Source organism: Verrucosispora sp. WMMA2044 (genome assembly GCF_027497155.1).
Taxonomy (GTDB): domain Bacteria; phylum Actinomycetota; class Actinomycetes; order Mycobacteriales; family Micromonosporaceae; genus Micromonospora; species Micromonospora palythoicola.
This window is the reverse complement of sequence record NZ_CP114913.1, coordinates 3074503-3093862: the sequence shown is the minus strand read 5'-3', so window position 1 is coordinate 3093862 and position 19360 is coordinate 3074503. Positions and strand designations below refer to the sequence as shown.

General features: G+C 71.3%; 18 protein-coding genes. 11 read left to right on the top strand and 7 right to left on the bottom strand.

The window, feature by feature from the left end; genetic code table 11:
* The first annotated feature begins 27 nt into the window (after positions 1-27).
* From O3597_RS14020 to O3597_RS14005, 4 genes are read left to right on the top strand one after another with little or no spacing between them, the layout of a single operon-like run.
* Positions 28-1011 (top strand): sugar ABC transporter permease, encoded by a 984-nt coding sequence (locus O3597_RS14020; protein WP_164450208.1) that lies wholly within the window; start codon positions 28-30, stop codon positions 1009-1011.
* On the top strand, positions 1011-1895 hold the full coding sequence (locus O3597_RS14015) for a carbohydrate ABC transporter permease (RefSeq protein WP_164450207.1): 885 nt from the start codon (positions 1011-1013) through the stop codon (positions 1893-1895). The genes O3597_RS14020 and O3597_RS14015 overlap by 1 nt, the downstream gene beginning before the upstream one ends.
* Positions 1879-2511 (top strand): hypothetical protein, encoded by a 633-nt coding sequence (locus O3597_RS14010; protein WP_281604409.1) that lies wholly within the window; start codon positions 1879-1881, stop codon positions 2509-2511. Before O3597_RS14015 ends, O3597_RS14010 begins: the two co-directional genes overlap by 17 nt.
* Positions 2508-3344, top strand: coding sequence for a PmoA family protein (locus tag O3597_RS14005; RefSeq protein WP_281604408.1), 837 nt, complete (start codon positions 2508-2510; stop codon positions 3342-3344). Before O3597_RS14010 ends, O3597_RS14005 begins: the two co-directional genes overlap by 4 nt.
* Positions 3345-3446: 102 nt before the next feature.
* Here the strand turns inward: O3597_RS14005 and O3597_RS14000 are convergent, their stop codons facing one another.
* Positions 3447-6056, bottom strand: coding sequence for a CHAT domain-containing tetratricopeptide repeat protein (locus tag O3597_RS14000; protein ID WP_281604407.1), 2610 nt, complete (start codon positions 6054-6056; stop codon positions 3447-3449).
* A 195-nt stretch (positions 6057-6251) separates the two neighbouring features.
* On the opposite strand from O3597_RS14000, the gene O3597_RS13995 reads away from it, so the two are divergent.
* Genes O3597_RS13995 through O3597_RS13985 form a run of 3 tightly spaced genes read left to right on the top strand, consistent with a single transcriptional unit; the run spans position 6252 to position 8659 of the window.
* The gene (locus tag O3597_RS13995; RefSeq protein WP_281604406.1) at positions 6252-7565 is read left to right on the top strand and encodes a S8/S53 family peptidase; all 1314 of its coding nucleotides are present in this window, start codon (positions 6252-6254) and stop codon (positions 7563-7565) included.
* Between the two features lie 19 nt (positions 7566-7584).
* The gene (locus tag O3597_RS13990; protein ID WP_281604405.1) at positions 7585-8220 is read left to right on the top strand and encodes a sigma-70 family RNA polymerase sigma factor; all 636 of its coding nucleotides are present in this window, start codon (positions 7585-7587) and stop codon (positions 8218-8220) included.
* A complete protein-coding gene (locus O3597_RS13985; RefSeq protein WP_281604404.1) occupies positions 8195-8659 on the top strand; it encodes a hypothetical protein in 465 nt (154 codons plus the stop codon). Before O3597_RS13990 ends, O3597_RS13985 begins: the two co-directional genes overlap by 26 nt.
* A gap of 49 nt (positions 8660-8708) precedes the next feature.
* Here the strand turns inward: O3597_RS13985 and O3597_RS13980 are convergent, their stop codons facing one another.
* A complete protein-coding gene (locus O3597_RS13980) occupies positions 8709-9734 on the bottom strand; it encodes a hypothetical protein (protein ID WP_281604403.1) in 1026 nt (341 codons plus the stop codon).
* A gap of 180 nt (positions 9735-9914) precedes the next feature.
* Positions 9915-10922: a LacI family DNA-binding transcriptional regulator gene (locus O3597_RS13975; RefSeq protein ID WP_164450199.1), complete on the bottom strand. Its 1008-nt coding sequence runs from the start codon at positions 10920-10922 to the stop codon at positions 9915-9917.
* Positions 10923-11100: 178 nt separating this feature from the next.
* On the opposite strand from O3597_RS13975, the gene O3597_RS13970 reads away from it, so the two are divergent.
* The 4 genes from O3597_RS13970 to O3597_RS13955 are packed head-to-tail and all read left to right on the top strand — an operon-like array spanning position 11101 to position 16599.
* Positions 11101-12369, top strand: a complete 1269-nt coding sequence (locus O3597_RS13970) for an extracellular solute-binding protein (RefSeq protein ID WP_235945203.1) — start codon at positions 11101-11103, stop codon at positions 12367-12369.
* The gene (locus O3597_RS13965) at positions 12366-13364 is read left to right on the top strand and encodes a sugar ABC transporter permease (RefSeq protein WP_164450197.1); all 999 of its coding nucleotides are present in this window, start codon (positions 12366-12368) and stop codon (positions 13362-13364) included. Before O3597_RS13970 ends, O3597_RS13965 begins: the two co-directional genes overlap by 4 nt.
* On the top strand, positions 13361-14227 hold the full coding sequence (locus tag O3597_RS13960; protein ID WP_093402815.1) for a carbohydrate ABC transporter permease: 867 nt from the start codon (positions 13361-13363) through the stop codon (positions 14225-14227). Before O3597_RS13965 ends, O3597_RS13960 begins: the two co-directional genes overlap by 4 nt.
* Before the next feature lie 35 nt (positions 14228-14262).
* The gene (locus O3597_RS13955) at positions 14263-16599 is read left to right on the top strand and encodes a glycoside hydrolase family 3 N-terminal domain-containing protein (protein ID WP_281604402.1); all 2337 of its coding nucleotides are present in this window, start codon (positions 14263-14265) and stop codon (positions 16597-16599) included.
* Positions 16600-16710: 111 nt separating this feature from the next.
* On the opposite strand, the gene yidC is transcribed toward O3597_RS13955, so the two are convergent.
* From yidC to O3597_RS13935, 4 genes are all read right to left on the bottom strand, one after another.
* The gene (yidC, locus tag O3597_RS13950) at positions 16711-17637 is read right to left on the bottom strand and encodes a membrane protein insertase YidC (protein ID WP_281604401.1); all 927 of its coding nucleotides are present in this window, start codon (positions 17635-17637) and stop codon (positions 16711-16713) included.
* Between the two features lie 94 nt (positions 17638-17731).
* Positions 17732-18016, bottom strand: a complete 285-nt coding sequence (locus O3597_RS13945; RefSeq protein WP_281604400.1) for a DUF6412 domain-containing protein — start codon at positions 18014-18016, stop codon at positions 17732-17734.
* Positions 18017-18098: 82 nt separating this feature from the next.
* Positions 18099-18869 carry a hypothetical protein gene (locus O3597_RS13940; protein ID WP_281604399.1) on the bottom strand — a complete coding sequence of 257 codons (771 nt, stop codon included), beginning with the start codon at positions 18867-18869 and terminating at the stop codon, positions 18099-18101.
* A gap of 14 nt (positions 18870-18883) precedes the next feature.
* Positions 18884-19339 (bottom strand): hypothetical protein, encoded by a 456-nt coding sequence (locus O3597_RS13935; RefSeq protein WP_164450192.1) that lies wholly within the window; start codon positions 19337-19339, stop codon positions 18884-18886.
* Between the last annotated feature and the right edge of the window lie 21 nt (positions 19340-19360).

Here is a 19360-nt window from a genome sequence, read left to right as displayed (position 1 = left end):
GCCGCACCACCCGGAGAGGAGCAGTTCGTGGCCCTGACCACGGCGCCCGACCCGACCCGACGCGGCACCGGATCCGTCCGGCCCGACGCCAACCGGCGCGGGACCGGACGGATCCGGCACGGTGAAGGTCTGGCCGGATACGTTTTCCTGTCGCCCTGGCTCATCGGTCTGATGGGCATCACGGCGCTACCCATGCTGTTGTCGCTGTACCTCAGCTTCACCGACTACGACATCCTCACCCCGTTGTCCGAGGTGGAGTGGGTCGGGCTGGCCAACTACGAGCGGATGTTCACAGGCGATCCGTCGTGGTGGCACTCGGTACGGGTGACACTCAGCTTCGCTCTGATCGCCGTACCGCTGAAACTGGCCGCGGCGCTCGGGGTGGCCCTGCTGCTCAACCGGGCCTGGCGTGGTGTCGGGCTGTTCCGCGGCCTGTTCTACCTGCCGTCGCTGCTCGGCGGCAGCGTCGCCCTGGCCATCGTCTGGGTCAACATGTTCAACCGGGAGGGCGCGTTCAACTCGTTCCTCGCCCTGTTCGGCATCCAGGGCAAACCGTGGGTGAACGACCCGGACTGGGCGCTGGAGACGCTGATGGTGCTGGCCATCTGGCAGTTCGGCGCACCGATGGTGATCTTCCTGGCCGGGCTCAAGCAGGTGCCGACCGAGCTGTACGAGGCCGCCTCGGTCGACGGGGCCGGCCGGTTCCGGCAGTTCGTCAACGTGACCCTGCCGATGCTCTCCCCGGTGATCTTCTTCAACCTGGTGCTGGAGACCATCAACGGTTTCCAGGGTTTCACCGCCGCGTTCGTGCTCAGCAACGGCACCGGCGGGCCGGTCGACTCGACCCTGATGTACACGCTCAACCTCTACATCACCGGCTTCACCGACCTGGAGATGGGCTACGCCTCCGCGATGGCCTGGGTGTTCCTGATCGCCATCGCCATCATCACGGTGGTCTTCTTCAGCACCGGACGGTTCTGGGTGCACTACTCCGACGGGGAGGACCGCTGATGGTGGCCGGTACCGTCGCCCCGCCGGGGGCGACCCGCCCGCAACGCCCCCGCAGCCGCTCCTGGCTCCGGCTGGTCGTGCTGCTGGCCATCGTCGCGGTGGTGCTCTACCCGCTGTTCTGGATGATCGGCACCTCCGTCAAGTCGCAGGAGGAGATCGTCAACAACATCGGTCTGCTGCCCCGCGACTTCACCCCGGGCAACTACCTCGACGGGTGGACCAACTTCGACGTCAGCTTCGCCCGCTTCTTCCTCAACAGCGCCCTGGTCAGCCTGCTCACCGTGGTCGGCAACGCGGTGAGCTGCCTGCTGGCCGCGTACGCCTTCGCCCGGCTGAGGTTCCGGCTGCGCGGGCTGTGGTTCGCCGTCATGATCGGCACCCTGCTGCTGCCGGGGCACGTGCTGATCGTCCCGCAGTACATCCTCTTCCGCACCCTCGGCCTGGTCGGTGGGGAGTGGCCCTACCTGCCGCTGCTGATCCCGCAGTTCCTGGCCACGGAGGCGTTCTTCGTCTTCCTGATGGTGCAGTTCATGCGCGGCATCCCCCGCGAACTGGACGAGGCGGCCCGCATCGACGGCGCGAACGCGTTCGGCATCTTCCGGCACGTGATCCTGCCGCTGAGCCGGCCCGCCCTGGTGACCACCGCGATCTTCTCGTTCATCTGGACCTGGAACGACTTCTTCCGGCAACTGGTCTTCCTGTCCGACCTGAGCGACTACACCGTCCCGGTGGCGCTGACCCTGTTCATCGACTCGACCAGCCAGAGCGCGGTCGGTCCGATGTTCGCCATGGCGGTGCTGTCCCTTCTCCCGGTCTTCGGATTCTTCGTGGCCTTCCAGCGGATGCTCGTCGAGGGGATCAACACCAGTGGACTCAAGGGCTGACGCTCGCACGGGGCGACGCGAGCCCGGGCGGGACTGGCGGGACACCGTCAGCGACGCCGCCGACCTCGCGTTGCTGGGCATCCTGACCGTGCTGGCCGCGGCGCCGGTGCTGACCGCCGGTGCCGCGATCGGCACCGCCAGCGCGACCGTGCACGACTGGCTCACCACCGGCAGTTGGCCGCCCGCACGGCGTACGCTGTCGCGCTTCGGACGGGCACTGCTGCCGGGCGTACCGGCGGTCCTGGTCGGGCTGGCCGCCGCCGGGCTGCTCGTCGCGGACCTGGTCGCGGTGGCCACCGGCCGCGTCCCGGGCGGTACGGTGGCGCTGGTCGTCACCATCGCCGTCGCGGCGTCCCTGCTCGGCTACGCCGCCGCGATCGTGGTCGAGGTGGGGCGTGCCGGCGGCACCGGGTGGCGGTCGGCGGTCACCCGGGCCGCCCGCGCCTGCCTCGACCACCCCGCGAACTGGGCCGCGCTCGCCGGCACCGCGCTGGTCGTGGTCCTGCTGGGCGTGCTCGTCACCCCGGTGGCGGTGCCGATCCTCGCCGGGTACGCGCTGGCCGCCGTGCACGCGGTCGCCCGCCGTCGACACGTCACCCGCGTGGAGCTGTCGTGACCGACCCACAGCTTTCCGTCGACGGTACGCCGGTCGCCCGGTACGTGCTCGCCCCCGACCTGGACGCCCGGCACGGGCCCCGGCCGTACCTGCATCCGGTGCGCACCCTGGCCGGCACCCCGGTCACTGACGCGCTGCCCGCCGATCACGTGTGGCACCTGGGGGCCTCGCTGGCCGTGCAGGACGTGGCCGGCACCAACCTGTGGGGCGGGCGGACGTACGTGCGCGGCACCGGGTACACCTGGCGCGCCGACCACGGCCGGATCGTGCACACCGGCTGGACGCACCGGGCCGCGGACCGGCTCGACCACCAGCTGCACTGGTGTGACCCCTCCGGCCAGGTGCTGCTCACCGAGCGGCGCGCGCTGGCCGCTGCGGCGGTGCCCGGTCACCGGAACGCGTGGCGGCTCGACGTGACCAGCACCCTGACCGCGCCGGCCGACCGGGACGTGCTGCTGGGCAGCCCGGCCACCAACGGCCGCCCCGGCGGGGCCGGCTACGGCGGGTTCTTCTGGCGGGCGGTTGCCGCCGAGCCACCCGAGGTGTTCACCGCTGCGCGCCATGGCGAGGAGGCGGTCAACGGGTGCGCCGATCCATGGGTGGCGATGACCGGGCGGGCGCCGGAGGGTGGGGCCTACACCCTGGTCTTCAGCGGTCTCGGGCCGGGCGACAGGTGGTTCGTCCGGACCACGATGTACCCCGGGGTCTGTGTGGCCTTCGCTTTCGAGGAGACCGCCACGATCCGCGCGAACACCAGCCGGCACGGTCACTACCGCGTCGTCGTCGCCGACGGCCAACTCGACCGCCACACCGCCGCCGCCCTCACCCGCTGACGCCATCGAAGGCACCACGATCTGTGGCGGTCCAGGTGGTCGACACGCCGCTCGCGGAACTCCCGCACCGCCACGGATTCCTGGCCGCAGCGCCACCGTCGGTCAACCGGCGCCCAGGCAGACGAACGCCGCCGCGGTGGCCCGGGCGGTGCCGTCGCCGGCGGCGACGAATGCCTGCTGGGCCTCGGCGAGGGCGTGCGCCGGTCGGGCGCCGGCCCGCATCCGCCGGTGCAGGTCCAGCATGAGCGCGGTGGTCGGGTCGGCCGGCACCGGTAGCACCGTGGCGATCAGGCACCGGGTGCCCAGGGCCAGCAGCACCGCGGCGAATCCCATCACCTCGTCGCCCGGGCGAATGCCGGTCAGCCCCGACTCGCAGGCGGAGAGCACCACGCAGCCGGGTGGACGGGCGACGCGTTCCCACTCGTACGCGAACAGCGGTCCCCCGGCGAGCTCCAGGGTGGAGAACTGTGGATTGTCCGCGCGGAACGTGCCGTGAGCCGCGATGTGCACCAACCCGGCACCGTCCAGTGCCCGGGTGAGCGCGTCGGCGGTGGCGTCCGCCCCGGTGAGCAGTTGGGCTCCCGGCAACACCCGGGCGAGCCGGCGGACCTCGGCCTGCCCGGCCGGTAGCCGCGGGCCGCTGGCCAGGACCGGTGGTCCGGTCGCCGCCTCGCGTCGATCCGCGCCGAGCCATACCGTGGCCGACGGGGCGACCGTGACGGCGCGACCGGCACAGGTCGGCAACTCGGCCCAGCCGACGGCATGCAGCTCACCGACCGGAACGACCACCAGGGGCCGGTCGGCCAGACGGCGTCGCACCGGATCGAAGAGCTGACGGTCGAGTGCCGCGGCGGCGTGTGCGGCACCGGCCTGCGCGGCGGCCGAGTCCCCGGTGGTGATCAGTCGGCGTAGCCCGAACCGGTGCCATCGGACCAGCTTCGCCGCCTCGGCGAGCGGGCCGAGGTCGTGCAGGCTGACCCGACCGTCGCGGACCAGCACCGCCCGGAGCCGATCGCCGTGCGCCACCAGTTCGACCAGCACGCGCGAGCCGAGCCGCTCGGCCAGGGCGTCCACGGTGGGCGGGGCGACCACCTCGCTCCCGCCGGGCATCCGCCGGGCAAGGTCGCGGATGCGGTGTTCGAGTCGGGCCTGCCGGCCGCGCAGGGCACGTACCGGACGGTCGGCCAGCACCGCGTCCTCGAGCAGCCCGCTGACCATCCTCAGCTCGGCGAGCGTGGCGACCAGCTCGGGGTCATCGGGCGGGAGCGCCGAGCGCATGCGCAGCGTGTTGGCGCGCCACCGCTCCGACCAGGCGAGGACCCGGGCCGGTGCGCCGGCGCGGACGGCGACGTCCAGCCCTTCGGCCGCCAGTTCCTGCCCGTACGCCCCGCTGTGGGCCCGCAGTTCCGTGGCGCCGAGCGAGGTGCGGTGCCGGTCGAGCACGGCCAGTCCGCGCCGGAGGGCGCGGGCCGCGCCGGACTCGTCGCCGCTCAACCGGCGTGACAGTGCCAGGGCGTACCAACCCTGAGCCCGTCGGGGAGCGGTGCCCCGGCCCCGCGCCCGGGCGGCCCGGCCGAACAGCTCCATGGCGCGGTCGGTGCGGCCCGTGGCAGCCGCCAGCAGACCGGCGTCGATGCGGGTGATCAGCGCGGGATCCGGCCAGCCGGTGGCGTCGAGCTGGTCGGCGGTCCGGACCATCGCGGTGAACAGGGCCGGCGAACGGGTTCCCCGGCGGAACTCGGCGCGTAGCTCGACGTGCCGGGCGAACGCGGCCCAGGTCCGGCGGCCCTGGCGCCGGAACCGGGTGCGGGCGGCCGCCGCAGCTGCGGTCGCGGTGTCCAGGTCACCGGCGAGCAACGCGGCCCGGGCCTGGGCCAGCAGCGCCTCGGCGAGATCGGAGGCCATCCCACGGCGGCGTAGTTCCCGGATCGCCACGGCGGCGACCTGCACCGCCTCGTCGACCAGCGGCACTGACAGCAGCAGCTCGACGCGGTCCAGCAGCAACGCCGGCCGGGGCACGGCCAGTCGCCGGTACTCCTCGCCGACGTCGGCGAAGCAGCGCAGCGCGGCCGCGATGTCACCGCGCCGGCCGGCCGCGATCCCACCGTTCCAGCGGGCGTCGGCCGCCGCCAGGTCCAGGCCGAGTCCATGGAAGACGGCCGCCGCCCGGGAGAGGTCGTCCGCGCCACCGACGGTGCCCCGGTGGGCGTTGAGCAGACCCCGGTTGTTGCGGGCCCGTGCCTCCAGCAGCAGGTCACCGTCGCGTTGGGCGATGTCGATGGCGTGGCCGTAGTCGCGAACCGCTTCGTCGTATCGTCCGCGGTAGTGCAGTACCACCCCGCGCTGCATCCGGGCACGCCCGGCGTCCGCACCGGTCAGCTGGGGCAGCGCGTCGGTTACGGCCCGCAGCGCCGCCGCGGTACGGCCGGCGTTGGCCAGTACGTAACCGAGACTCATCTGCGCCAGCGCCCGGGTCCGGGCGGTGCCGGCGGTGCGTACCGCCCGTCGCAGGTGACGTAGCGCGCCGGGTAGATCGTTGAGTTCCCGCAGAGCCAGGCCGATCGCCCGGTCGGCGGTGGATCGTTCGTCGTCGTCGGCGGTGCTGGCGGCGAGCACCCGCTGGGCGATCGCGATCGCCTCACGCGGACAGCGCTGGACGGTGTCGAGCGCCGCCATGGCGGTCCCAGCACCGGCGTCGGTGCTGCCGGGCATGGACAAAGAGTTCCCCATTCATGACGGTGCGTCAATGTCGACCGCCCCGGCTCATCGCCCTCGCCGGCCTGGGCTGGCCATTCGATCAATTGACATCCGCCGATTACTTGGAAGAATCGGGGAGGTCCGGGGGACTTTCGCCGCGTCGACCACCGGTGGCGCGTGCCGCTGCCCGGACCGTTCTTGGAGGACCTCGTGCTTCCTGATCATCGCGTCGCGTCGCGTCCCGAACCCGGGCTGTCCCGACGGTGGCTCCTGGCGGCGTCCGCCCTGGCTACGACCGCGGTGTCGCTCGGCGCCGGACTGCGTCCGCCGCCAGCGCGCGGCGACCTCGACGACGACAAGGCCTACCAGCTCGCGTTTGCCGAAGCGCTCAACGCCGATCGCGAGGTGCGGCGGCACACCACGTCGGGCCGGGAGATCCTCTACCGACCCCGGCAACTGCTGACCGCGGACGCGGACACCTGGCGGGTCGCCGCCTGGCTGCGCAACGGCGGCCACGCGGTGACCGTCGCCGACCGTTTCGCCGGTGTCACCCGGCTGCTGTTCGCCGGGGAGACCGACATTCCCGGGGTGGTGACGAGGCTGCGCGATCCCCGGCAGTGGCCCGGCCAGCCGGTGCCCGCGGTCCAACCGCACCACGTGCTGCTCGGTCTGGGCAACATCATGGGCAATCCGGGCGGACCGCCCAGGACGGTCGCTGCCCTGCCGCCACCGGATTCGGCCCGGCTCGGCGAGGGGGCGGGGGTGACGGTCGGCATCTGCGACACCGGCATCTGGCGGCAGGCGGGCGACGTCCACCCGGAGTGGCTCGGCGGCGCGTACCTGCCGGAGTCCGACGACGAGGACCCGCTCTACGTCCACGGCGACGTGCTCGCCCCGCAGGGCGGTCACGGCACGTTCGTCGCCGGGGTGGTCCGGCAGGCCGCGCCGGGCGTGCGCGTCGACCCGGAGTCGGCGCTGGGCCCGACCGGCGTCGGTGACGAGGCGATGCTGGTGGCAGCGCTCGGTCGGCTCGCGCCGGAGGTGTCCGTGGTGAATCTCTCGCTGGGCGGTTTCACCCTCGACGACCAGCCGTCGCTGCCGCTGGCCAACGCCGTGGCCGGACTACCGTCGACGACCGCGGTGGTGGCGGCGGCCGGAAACGCCGGCATCAACCGACCTGTCTGGCCGGCCGCGCTGCACCGGGTCCTGTCGGTCGCGGCGGTCGCCGCGACCGACACCGGCCCGGTGCCGGCGACCTACAGCGGCTTCGGACCGTGGGTCGACGCCTGCGCCCTCGGCCAGCACGACAGCACGTTCGTCGACGGCCGGTTGCCGTTGCCGGGTCGGCCGACCCGGCGGTTCCGCGGGTTCGCCACCTGGGCCGGTACCTCGTTCGCGTCGGCGTACGTCGCGGGTCGGCTCGCCGCACTGATGACCACCGCCGGCCTGAGCGCCGAGGCGGCACGGCTGGCGTTGCTCGCGGCGCCGCGCTGGCATCCCGACTACGGTGTCCTCGTCGGATGAGCGCCCGGACGGGGATGTCGTGCTGACCGATCGCAGCGCCACCGACCTGGTGTCCGCCGCGACGCACGGTGACGAGGCGGCCTGGGCCGAGCTGGTGCGCCGGTACACCCCGCTGGTGTACTCGGTGATCCGGTCCCACGATCTGGGCGGCGCCGACGCGGCCGATGTCAACCAGACCGTCTGGCTGCGGCTGGTGGAACACCTGAATCAGGTACGCGAACCCGAGGCGCTGGCCGCCTGGCTGGCCGTGACGACCCGGCGCGAGTGCTACCGGATGTCCCGCCTCGGCCGGCGTACGCAGCCGGTGGACCCGTCCGACGGTGCGTTCGAGGCGTACCACGCAACCTGGGCGGACGTCGCGGCGCCGGACGAGGACCTGCTGCGAGCCGAGCGGCGCCAGGCGCTGCGGGAGGGCTTCGCCCAGCTTCCGCCGCGGTGCCAGGAGCTGCTTTCGTTGCTGACCGCCGATCCGCCGCTGACCTACCGGGAGGTCGCCGGCCGGCTGGGCCTGCCGGTCGGCAGCATCGGACCGACCCAGGCCCGCTGCCTGCGCAGGCTGCGCGACTCCCCGGCCCTCGCGTCGTACCTTGAACCGGGCGGGACGACCGGACGGAAGTGGGGTGAACGCGATGGAGCCGTGGCCGCCGGTCGATGACGACCGGTTGAAGGCGGAGCTGGGCGCGGCGCTCTGGGACGCCGGGGGAGTTCCCGAGGAGTACGTCGCGGCGGCGCGGGCGGCGTTCACCTGGCGGACGGTGGACGCCGAACTGCCCCTGGCCGAGCTGATCTTCGACTCGGCAAGTGGGGCGGAGCCGGCCGGGCTGACCCGGTCGGCGGGTTCCGTGCGTACCCTTTCCTTCCGCGGTGGCCCCGTCGTCGTGGAGATCGAGGTGACCGACGCCGGGATCGTCGGGCAGCTCTCCCCGGCCGGCGGCGGTCGGGTCAGCGCCCGCACGACCAGCGGCACCTACGAGGAGGCCCCGGTCAATGAGGTGGGCCTCTTCTCCCTGGGTGCTCCGCCGTCCGGTCCGATCCAGCTCCGGGCCGACGCGGGCGGACACACGGTGGTCACGGACTGGGTCTGCCTGCGCTGACGGGGGCCGCGGGCCGTCCGGCCCGCGGCCCCCCGCGAGGGCGTCGGGACTATCGCCTGCCGGTGCTGATCAGATACTGCACGCCACCGAGGTCGGCCCGCCTCTCGCCGTTGTTGTCCGGCCCGAACTGGGTCACGTTGAACGCGATCTCCCCGTCGGACGCGGCCTCGGCCGAGAAGAGCAGCGAGAACCGCAACCGCTCACCGGGGTTCAGCTCCAGGTTCCCCAGGAAGGCCCGGGTGGGCTCCACGATCTCCACCTGGGTCCGGCCGACCGGTCGTATCCCCGCGCCGACCGCGCCACCGGCCCGCCAGCGCTCGAAAAGTTCCGGACCGAGGTCGACGACGACCCGGCCGCCGATGGCCCGCAGCGGCTCGGCGGCCGCGAAGGTCACCTCGTTCCTGGAAGGCACCCTCAGCGTGTTGCCGATGGCGAAGGGCCGCACGACCGGTCCTGCGCCCGGGTTCAGCAGGACCGAGTCGACGTTGCGCCACGCGATGTTGTTGTTGTGGCTGGCGTTGATGGGGATGCTCGGACCCTCGACGGTCATCGGGTCGGAGTCGGAAATCCAGCGGGCGATCAGGCAGAAGTGACCCGGCCCGGGCACTCCGGTCCACGGGATGGTGACGGTCGTGACGCCCGGGGCGGCGATGACGCTGCTGGCCCCGATCTCGGTCCAGTGGGTCGGCCAGGTCGCGCCGCCGCCGGGCGTGGTCCGGTAGACCCGGAGCACGCCGCTGCCGACGCCGGAGCCGTACGGGCCGGGATTGCGCAGCTTGACGAAGACGTAGTTGGTCACCCCGACGATCGGGTTCTGGCTGGTGGCGCACTCGACGGCGGTCGGGCAGACCTTGATGTCGGGGCTGATCCACAGCGGCTCGAGCAGGTGCGGCTCGACCCCGACATCGGCGGCGACATCCTTGATGTAGACGTCGGTGCGGGCCGTCGCGGCCGCCCGCTCCGACGCCGGGAAGGGTGCGGCTGCGGCTGCGGTGACCGCCAGCAGACTGGTCAGCGTCGCTCCCGCGAGGACGACCAGGGCGGCTCTGCGGACACGTCTTCCTGCACTGCTCATGGCAGGTCTCTCCCATCGACGGGGGCTGGGCCGACGCGGTTCGTTTCCGTACCGTGTCGGCGCGGTTTCGTCATTCAGGAGCGGGAAGACGGGCTGGAAATACGGTCGCCGGGGCACCGCGCTGTCAGATGGCGCGACGACCGGCAAAATGTCCCCGGATCGCGTGGCCCGCGACCTCGGTCAATCAGGCAGCGCCTGGCAGGAGGAGCGGACGACCAGTTCGGTGGGCAGCCGGATGTGGGTGTCCCGTTCGACGCCGGCGATCAGGTCGATGAGCAGGCGCAACGCCTCGGCGCCCATCCGCTGCAGCGGCTGCATTATCGTCGTCAGCGGCGGGTTGACCAGCGCCGATTCCGGGATGTTGTCGAAGCCGATCACGGAGAGGTCGTCGGGGACCGACAGGCCCAGGCTCCGGGCGACGTCGATCGTGGAGATCGCGGAGAGGTCGTTTCCGGCGAAGACGGCGGTCGGGCGGTCGGGCAACGAGAGCAGCTCGGCGGCGGGCTCGGCGGCGCTGTCGACCCGGAACCCGCCGACCCGGACCAGCCGCTCGTCCACCGTCACGCCCGCGTCGGCCATGGCCTGCCGGAAGCCCGCCTCGCGGAGCCGGGACGATTCGAGGTCGGCGCGTCCGCTGATGTGACCGATGCGGCGGTGGCCGAGGGACAGCAGGTAGTTGGTCGCCAGGACGGCACCGGCGAAGTTGTCGGAGTCGACGGTCGGCAACCCCGACGGGCCGGTGTGCGGGTCCACGGCCACGACGTGGAAGCCCTGCTTGGTCTCCACCACGGTCGGTGTGACGATCACGGCGCCGTCGATGAGCGTGCCCGACAACCGGGCCAGCGAGCGGCGTTCCCAACCCACGGCCGTCCCGGCGCCGTCGCCGCCGGAGTACGCCAGCAGTTGGTAGCCGGTGCCGGCGACCTCCACGCTGGCGCCCTTGAGCAGTTCGGTCGAGAACGGCTCGAACTCGGCGACCAGGATGCCGAGCACGTTGGTGCGATGGCTGCGCAGGCTCTGCGCCCCCAGGCTCGCCTCGTAACCGAGTTGACGGATGACCTGCTGGACCCGTTCCACGGTCGCCTGTGCCACTCCGTAACGGCCGTTCACCACCTTGGAAACGGTCGCCACGGAGACGCCGGCCGTACGGGCCACGTCCGACATCTTGACACGCTGGGGAAACGCCACGCCGATGATGATAGAGGGCCGGCGGGCCGGTTACGTAGACGAGTCGAAAACGTTATCGACACCGATTGACACTGGATTACCTTGCTGAAAAACTCGCTCAGGCCGAGCACCCGACTGACTGGTCGAGGAGACATCGATGGCTATAAAGCGCCGTGCAACCACCTTTCTAGCGCTGTCCATGACAACCGCACTACTCGTCGCCGGCTGCGGCGGCGGTGGCGAGAGCGAGGCACCTGCCGAGAGCGAGCTGTACAAGAACCCGGTGACGCTTACCTGGTGGCACAACGCCTCCCAGGACGGACCCGGTAAAGAGTACTGGGCGAAGGTCGCCAAGGACTTCTCCGCGCTGCACCCGACGGTCACGATCGAGGTCGAGGGCATCGAGACCAACCAGCTCCAGCGCACCCGGCTCCCCGCCGCGCTGCTGAGCAACGACCCGCCGGACATCTTCCAGGCGTGGGGCGGTGGCGAGATCCGCGAGCAGGTCGAGGCCGACTACCTCAAGGACATCACCGACCAGGTGAAGGACGAGGTTGCCAACATCGGCAGCGCGGTCGAGATCTGGCAGGTGGACGGCAAGCAGTACGGTCTGCCGTACCGGATGGGCATCGAGGGCATCTGGTACAACAAGGAACTGTTCCAGCAGGCCGGCATCACCGCTCCGCCGGCCACCTTCGACGAGCTGAACGACGCGGTCACCAAGCTCAAGGCGATCAACGTCATCCCGATCGCGGTCGGTGCCGGTGACAAGTGGCCCGCCGCGCACTGGTGGTACAACTTCGCGCTGCGCGCCTGCTCGGTCGACACCCTGCGCAAGGCCAGCCTCGAGAACAACTTCGACGACCAGTGCTTCGTCAAGGCCGGCCAGGACCTGAAGGCCTTCATCGACACCAAGCCGTTCCAGCCCAACTTCATCGCCACGCCGGGTCAGAACGACCCGACCAGCGCCAACGGCCTGCTGGCCAACGGCAAGGCCGCGATGGAGCTGATGGGTGACTGGAACAAGGGCACCCTGGACACCGTCACCGAGGACCAGGAGGCGCTGAACAAGTTCATCGGCTGGTTCCCGGTTCCGGCCATCACCGGTTCCGCCGGTGACCCGAAGGCGGCCCTCGGCGGCGGCGACGGCTTCGCCTGCGCCAAGAACGCCCCGGCCGAGTGCGTCGAGTTCCTCAAGTACATCGTCAGCCCCGAGGTGCAGAAGGGCTACGCCGAGACCGGCACCGGCCTGCCCGTCGCCAAGGGTGCCGAGGACGGCGTGAAGGACCCGGCGCTGAAGTCCATCCTGGAGGCCACCACCAGCGCCACCTACGTGCAGCTCTGGCTGGACACGGCGTTCGGCAGCACCGTCGGCAACGCGATGAACGACGCGATCGTCGCCATCTTCGCCGGCAACGGCACCCCCGAGCAGGTTGTCGAGGCCATGAAGGCGGCCGCGCGCAAGTGACCTCGACCAACCCGACCCTGGACCTCGCCGGCGGCGCTTCCGCGCCGCCGGCGGGACCCCGGCCTGCCCGACGCTCGTCAGCTCGGGCCGCCGAGACCCGACGCAAGTGGTACGAGATCATCGGTCTCACGACACCAGCCGTCATCGTCTATGTGATGTTCGTGCTGGTCCCGATGGGCTTTGCCTTCTACTACAGCCTGTTCCGCTGGCGTGGTGTCGGACCACCCACCGACTACGTAGGCTTCGACAACTACGTCCTGGCGTTCCAGGACCCGATCTTCCTCGACGCGCTGCGCAACAACGCGATAATCGTGTTCGGGTCACTGCTGATCCAGGGGCCGATCGCCCTGGGCGTGGCCCTGCTGCTCAACCGCAACTTCCGCGGCCGTACGCTGTTCCGCCTGCTGGCGTTCGTGCCGTACGTGCTCGCCGAGGTCACCGTCGGCATCATGTGGAAGCTGCTGCTCTCCGACGCCGGCACGGTCAACGCCATGCTGGAGTCGCTGGGGCTGGGCAGCCTGGTGCAGGCGTGGCTCGCCGACCTCGACGTGGTCATCTGGACGATGCTGGCCGTACTCACCTGGAAGTACGTCGGTTTCGCCATCATCCTCCTGCTCGCCGGCCTGTCGAACGTGCCGCAGGAGCTGAACGAGGCCGCCGCCATCGACGGCGCGAGCTGGTGGCAGATCCAGCGTCACGTGACGCTGCCACTGCTGGGACCCACGATCCGGATCTGGATGTTCCTGTCCATGATCGGTTCGTTGCAGGTCTTCGACGTGATCTGGGTGACCTCCGTGCCTGCGGTGCGGTCGCTCGGCGCGTCGGCGACCATGGCGACGTACATGGTGGACAACGGGTTCTTCGCCCGGCTGTGGGGCTACGGCAACGCGGTGGCGGTCATCCTGTTCGCCATCTCGTTCGTCGCGGCGGTGCTGTTCCAGCGCTTCCTCCTGCGTCGTGACATCGAGGGCGCCATCACCAGAAGGGCAAACTGATCGTGGCCGCGAACGCCGTCCTGTCTCCGACCGCCAAGCGTCGCCCGATCTCGTGGGGGAACCCGCTCACGTACGCGCTGGCGCTCGCGGTCGCCGCAGTGTCGATCACTCCGGTGGTCTACGTGATCGTCGGCGGGTTCCGTACCACGCCGCAGATCGTCGCCGATCCGGCCGGCCTGCCCGACCCGTGGGTCTGGGACAACTACTCCCGGGTGCTGACCCAGAGCGACTTCTGGCGGCAGGTGTTCAACAGCGCCGTGGTGTCCCTGGGCACCACCATCGGCGTCGTGGTGCTGGGGGTCTGCGCCGCGTTCGTGCTGGCCCGCTACACCTTCCGTGGCCGTGAGGTGCTCTACACCTTCTTCACCCTGGGTCTGCTGTTCCCGGCCGGAGCGGCGATCCTGCCGCTCTACCTGATGCTGCGTGACCTCAATCTGATCAACTCGTACTACGCGGTGATCCTGCCGCAGGTCGCCTTCGCGTTGCCGCTGACGATCGTGATCCTGCGTCCGTTCCTCACCGCCATCCCCCGCGAGTTGGAGGACGCTGCCGCGATCGACGGCACCGGTCGGCTCGGTTTCCTCTGGCGCATTCTGCTGCCCCTGTCGCGGCCCGCGCTGGTCACCGTCGGTATTCTCGCCTTCGTCACCAGTTGGAACGCGTTCCTGCTGCCGCTGCTCGTGCTGGGTGACGCGAGCCTGCACACCCTGCCGCTGGGCGTGCAGAACTTCTCCAGCCAGTACACCTCCGACACGGCGGGAATTCTCGCCTTCACCTCGCTGGCAATGTTGCCGGCACTCATTTTCTTCACGTTCGCCGAGAAGCAGATCGTCGGTGGCCTCCAGGGCGCGGTCAAGGGCTGAGCGTCAGCGGCACCAACACAAAGGGGTAACACAGCATGACTGAGGTCCGCGAGGTCGTGGGCGGGCCGGCGCCGGTGCCGGCCCAGACAGGATCGGGCCACGGCCGGCCCGACCGGTACGGGTCCGATGGCGAGACGCGCGTACGTGAACTGCTCGGTCGGATGACGATCGAGGAGAAGGTCGCGCAGCTCGTCGGCTTCTGGGAGAAGGCCGAGGGCGAGGCCGTCGCGCCGCTGCAGGGCGAGTTCGGTGACATCGGCCGGCTCGAGGACTTCTCCCGGCACGGTCTCGGTCACCTCACCCGCGCCTACGGCACCCGGCCCGTCGAGGCCGTGTCGCGGGCGTCATGGCTGTGGAAGTTCCAGTCCGACCTGGTGACGGGGACCAGGCTCGGCATCCCCGCGATCGTGCACGAGGAGTGCCTGACCGGGCTGTCGGCGTGGAAGGCGGCCACCTTCCCCACCCCGCTGGCGTGGGGGGCCGCCTTCGACCCCGACCTGGTCACCGAGATGGCCGCGGCGATCGGGGCGTCGATGCGGGCGCTCGGCATCCACCAGGGGCTCTCCCCGGTGCTCGACGTGATCCGTGACCCCCGTTGGGGACGGGTCGACGAGTGCATCGCCGAGGATCCCTACCTGGTCGGCACGCTGGGCACCTCGTACGTGCGCGGGCTCCAGTCGCAGGGCGTGCACGCCACCCTCAAGCACTTCGTCGGCTACTCCGCCTCCCGCGCCGGGCGCAACTTCGCGCCGGTGCACGCCGGTCCGCGCGAGCTGGCCGACGTGCTGCTCGTACCGTTCGAGATGGCGATCCTCGACGGTGACGCCCGCTCGGTGATGCACTCCTACGCCGAGATCGACGGGGTACCCGTGGCCGCGGATCCGACGATGCTGACCGGGCTGCTGCGGGACCGGTGGGGCTTCGACGGCACGGTGGTGGCCGACTACTACGGTGTGGCGTTCCTGAACCTGCTGCACCAGGTCGCCGGTGACCACGCGGACGCCGCCGTGCAGGCGCTGACCGCCGGTGTCGACATCGAGCTGCCCACCGGCGACGCGTACCTGACCCTTGCGGAGTCGGTGCGTGCCGGCCGGATCGACGAGTCGGTGATCGACCAGGCGGTGCTGCGGGTGCTGCGGCAGAAGCTGGACCTCGGGCTGCTGGACGCCACCTTCACCGACGAGCCGGTCCAGGCGGTCGACCTCGACTCGCCCGAGCACCGGGCGATCGCCCGCCGCCTCGCCGAGAAGTCGATCGTCCTGATCGCCAACCAGGACGCGTTGCCGCTGCCGGCGGGCCGCCGGATCGCGGTGATCGGACCGAACGCGGACCGGCAGGGTGCCCTCTTCGGCTGCTACTCCTTCCTCAACCACGTGCTCGTGCAGCATCCCGACGTGGAGGCCGGCATCGAGGTGCCGAGCGTGCTCGACGCGCTGCGCGCCGAGTTCGGCCCGGAGCTCGTCACCTCGGCCCTCGGCTGCGCGGTGGACGACGACGACCGCTCCGGCTTCGAGGCGGCGGTCGCCGCGGCGTCCGCCGCGGATGTCGCCGTCCTTGTCGTCGGCGACCACGCGGGCCTGTTCGGGCGCGGCACCGTCGGCGAGGGATGCGACCGGGACGATCTGGAACTGCCCGGTGTGCAGCGGGATCTGGTCGAGGCGGTGCTGGCGACGGGCCGGCCCGTCGTCCTGGTGCTGCTGACCGGCCGACCGTACGCGATCGACTGGGCGCTGAGCCGCTGCGCGGCGGTGGTGCAGACGTTCTTCCCCGGTGAGGAGGGCGCCGGCGCGATCGCCGGTGTGCTCTCCGGACGGGTCAACCCGTCCGGCCGGCTGCCGGTCAGCCTGCCCCGGTCAGCGGGGGCGCAGCCGTACTCGTACCTGCATCCGACGCTCGGTGACGGCAACGAGGTGACGAACCTGCTGGCGACGCCGGCCGCACCGTTCGGCCATGGGCTGTCGTACACGACCTTCGGGTACACGGACCTGACGGTGCCGGCCACGGTGCCGACCGACGGGGCGCTGGCGGTGAGCGTGCGGGTCACCAACACCGGCGCGGTGGCCGGCGACGAGGTGGTGCAGCTCTACGGCCGGGACCTGGTGGCGTCGGTGACCCGACCGGTGGCGCAGTTGCTCGGCTACCAGCGGGTCCACCTGGCGCCGGGTGAGTCGGTCACCGTCGCGTTCACGGTGCCCACCACCCGGTTGGCCTTCTCCGACCGGACGCTCACCCGCGTGGTGGAGCCCGGTGCCGTCGATCTCTGGGTCGGCACCAGCGCACGCCGCGACGTGGCGGCGTCGACCACCCTGGTGGGCGACGTCGCACCGGTCACCAACGCCTCCGCCCGCTGGACGACCGCCGAGATCAGCTGAGTCCGTGACAGCCGACCACCGCCGCGATGGTGGTCGACCGCACGATCCAGGGCAGTTCCCGATGATCGGGAACTGCCCTGGTGCACATGCGCCGCGCGGCGACCGCACGACTCAGGCGGCACGCCTCCGGCGGCGGTTGGTCGGCTTCGCCCCGACCTTCGGTGCGGCCGGGCGGCCAGGCTCGTCGCCGTTTCCGTTCGGGACGGCCTTCGGCGTGTCGGCCCGCGCCCCCGGGCTGGTGGCACCGTCGACCGGCGGCGGGTACCGGCGCAGCATCCAGGTCTGCTGGCCGAGCGAGAAGAGGTTCGTGGTCACCCAGTAGATGATCACGCCGATCGGGAAGATCAACCCGGAGACGAGCAGTGAGGCGGGGATGCCGTAGAGCATCAGCCGCTGCACCAGCCGCTGCGGCGCATCCGAGGCCCAGCCGCTGCGCAGGATCAGCTGGCGGCTGGACAGGTAGGTCGTGGCGACCATCGTGGCGACCAGCACGGCGGCCACGATCCGGACCGTGGCGCCGTCGGCACCGAGCAGGGCCAGATCCTGCCCTGTGGAGCCGAAGGTACCCGCGATCGGGGCGCCGAACAGCGTGGCCGACGAGGCGCTGTCGAACTGGGTGACCGACCAGCCGTACAAGGTCTTCAGCTGCTCCGGCATCGTCGGCTTGAGATGGCGCAACACGTGCAGCAGGCCGAGGAACACCGGGATCTGCACCACCATCGGCAGCAGACCCATGAGCGGATTTGCCTTCTCCACCCGGTAGAGCTCGACCAGCTCCCGTTGCAGAGTTTCCCGGTCGTCGCGGTGCCGGGCCCGGAGTTCGGCGATCCTCGGCTGCAACGCCTGCACCGCCCGCTGCGACCGGATCTGCCTGACGAAGACCGGGAACAGGATGACCCGGACGGTGAGCACCAGGAAGACGATGCCCAGCACCCAGGACCAGTCCGTACCCAGCGCGGACGCCTCGCCGAACAGCCGCTGCCAGGCGCTGTGCCAGAACAGCAGGATCGCGGAGATGGCGTGATAGATCATGGACATGGAACACCCCTCGACGTGCGACTACGACTGATGTGAGCAGGAACGGTCACCAGCAGCGGTCGCCGACGAGCGGCAGAAATGGGTGAGGTGAGGCTCAGGCGACCGCGAGGGTCGCCGTGGTGGGCGCTCGGGGGCGGGCCCGGCCGGCAGCGTCCGGATCACGGTGGCGGGGCACGCCGGTACGACCCGAGCGCTCCCGCAGCATCCGACGGGTGATCCGCAGGTCGGGGTCGGCCACCAGTGCGGGGATCAGGGCCGCGGCGGCCAGCAGGGCGGTCAGCAGTGCTCCGGTCACCGCCGCCGTGCCGGAGAGCATGCTGGCGGCACCGACGTCGGCCAGTACGCCGACGAGGTGCCACAGCAGGCCGAGCCCGATCACGGGGCAACCATATCCGGTGGACGCCACCGGGGACGTCCGGTAATCGCCGCCCGCCGCGACGCGGCCGGTCGCGGCCCCCGCCTCAACCGTGCGGGTCCGGTTCGGCGCGCAGCGCGGCGCTGGCCCGCACCGCCTTGACGATCGCCGGGATCGCTCCGATCAGCAGCACCAGCGCCCAGACGATCGCGATGACCGCGAAGACCACGGCACCGACGGAGTCGAGGATGCTCACCAGGATCACCGGCACCAGACCGTGCAGGAACCCCAGCACCACCGTGCCGAGCAGGCTGGTCAGGATCAGCAGGACCAGGCCCTTGTTCTGCAGGAACTTCGGTTGGGCCAGGATCAGCAACCCGGCCCAGGCGAGCTTGAGCAGCAGCACCAGGCCGAGCAGCGCCGCGGCCTCACCGACCGGGAAGAACCCCCACAGCGCCAGGTAGGCGAGCGTGCCGAACGGCGGCGCCAGGAACAACGACACCATGATCGTTAGCTCGACGAAGGCGAACACCAGCGCCAGCAGGGCCACGAGGATCAGGACGATCGAGAAGATCAGGGTGGCGACGCCCTGGATCCGGCCGTGCAGCCGCTCCGGCAGCACCAGGCCCAGGCAGAACAGGCCGGTCGTCCAGAGCGCCGCCGCGTCGATGAGCGCCAGATAGCCCGTACCGCGGCCGGACGGCTCGCTGACCTGGCGTACGTCACCGACCTCGACACCGAGGTCGGCGGCGCTGCCGGCCAGTTCCGCGCCGGCGTCGCCGCCACCGAGCAGCAGCCCGGCGCCCACCTCCACGCCCACCGCCAGCACCAGCGCCAGCATCGCCAGCAGCAGGAACGGCTTGCGCAGCCCACCCATTTAGCCTCCTCGCCTCAGTCCCGCGCGATCGTGACGAGGCACCCGGCCGGACAACTCACCAGCACCGTGGTGGCCCGGTCGACGGCGACGCGGGCCACCGCGCCGCTGCCGTCGGCGGCGGGTTCCACCTCGTCGGTGACGGTGAACTCGGCGTCACCCGGGGCCGTCGCCCGCACGCTGAACGCCTGCGGACCGCGCAGGACCAGCGTGCGCAGTCCACCCGGGTCGGCGACGCGCAGTTCGCAGCGGCCGTCGACGACGAACTGCCCGGTGGCCGCCAGGCAGTCCGCGTCCACGCTGGCCGGATCGACGGTGCCGCGTCCGCCGCCGGCCCGGCCCAGCAGGTCGACGAGCGGATGCCGGGCCGTCGGGTCGCCCCGGTCGTCGCGGCCCGCACCCACCGCCACCGCGAACAGCACCACCAGCAGTACGCCGAGCGCCGCCAGCAGTGCCTTCTGCTGTCCGCTCATGTCGGCACTCCGCTTCGCTGC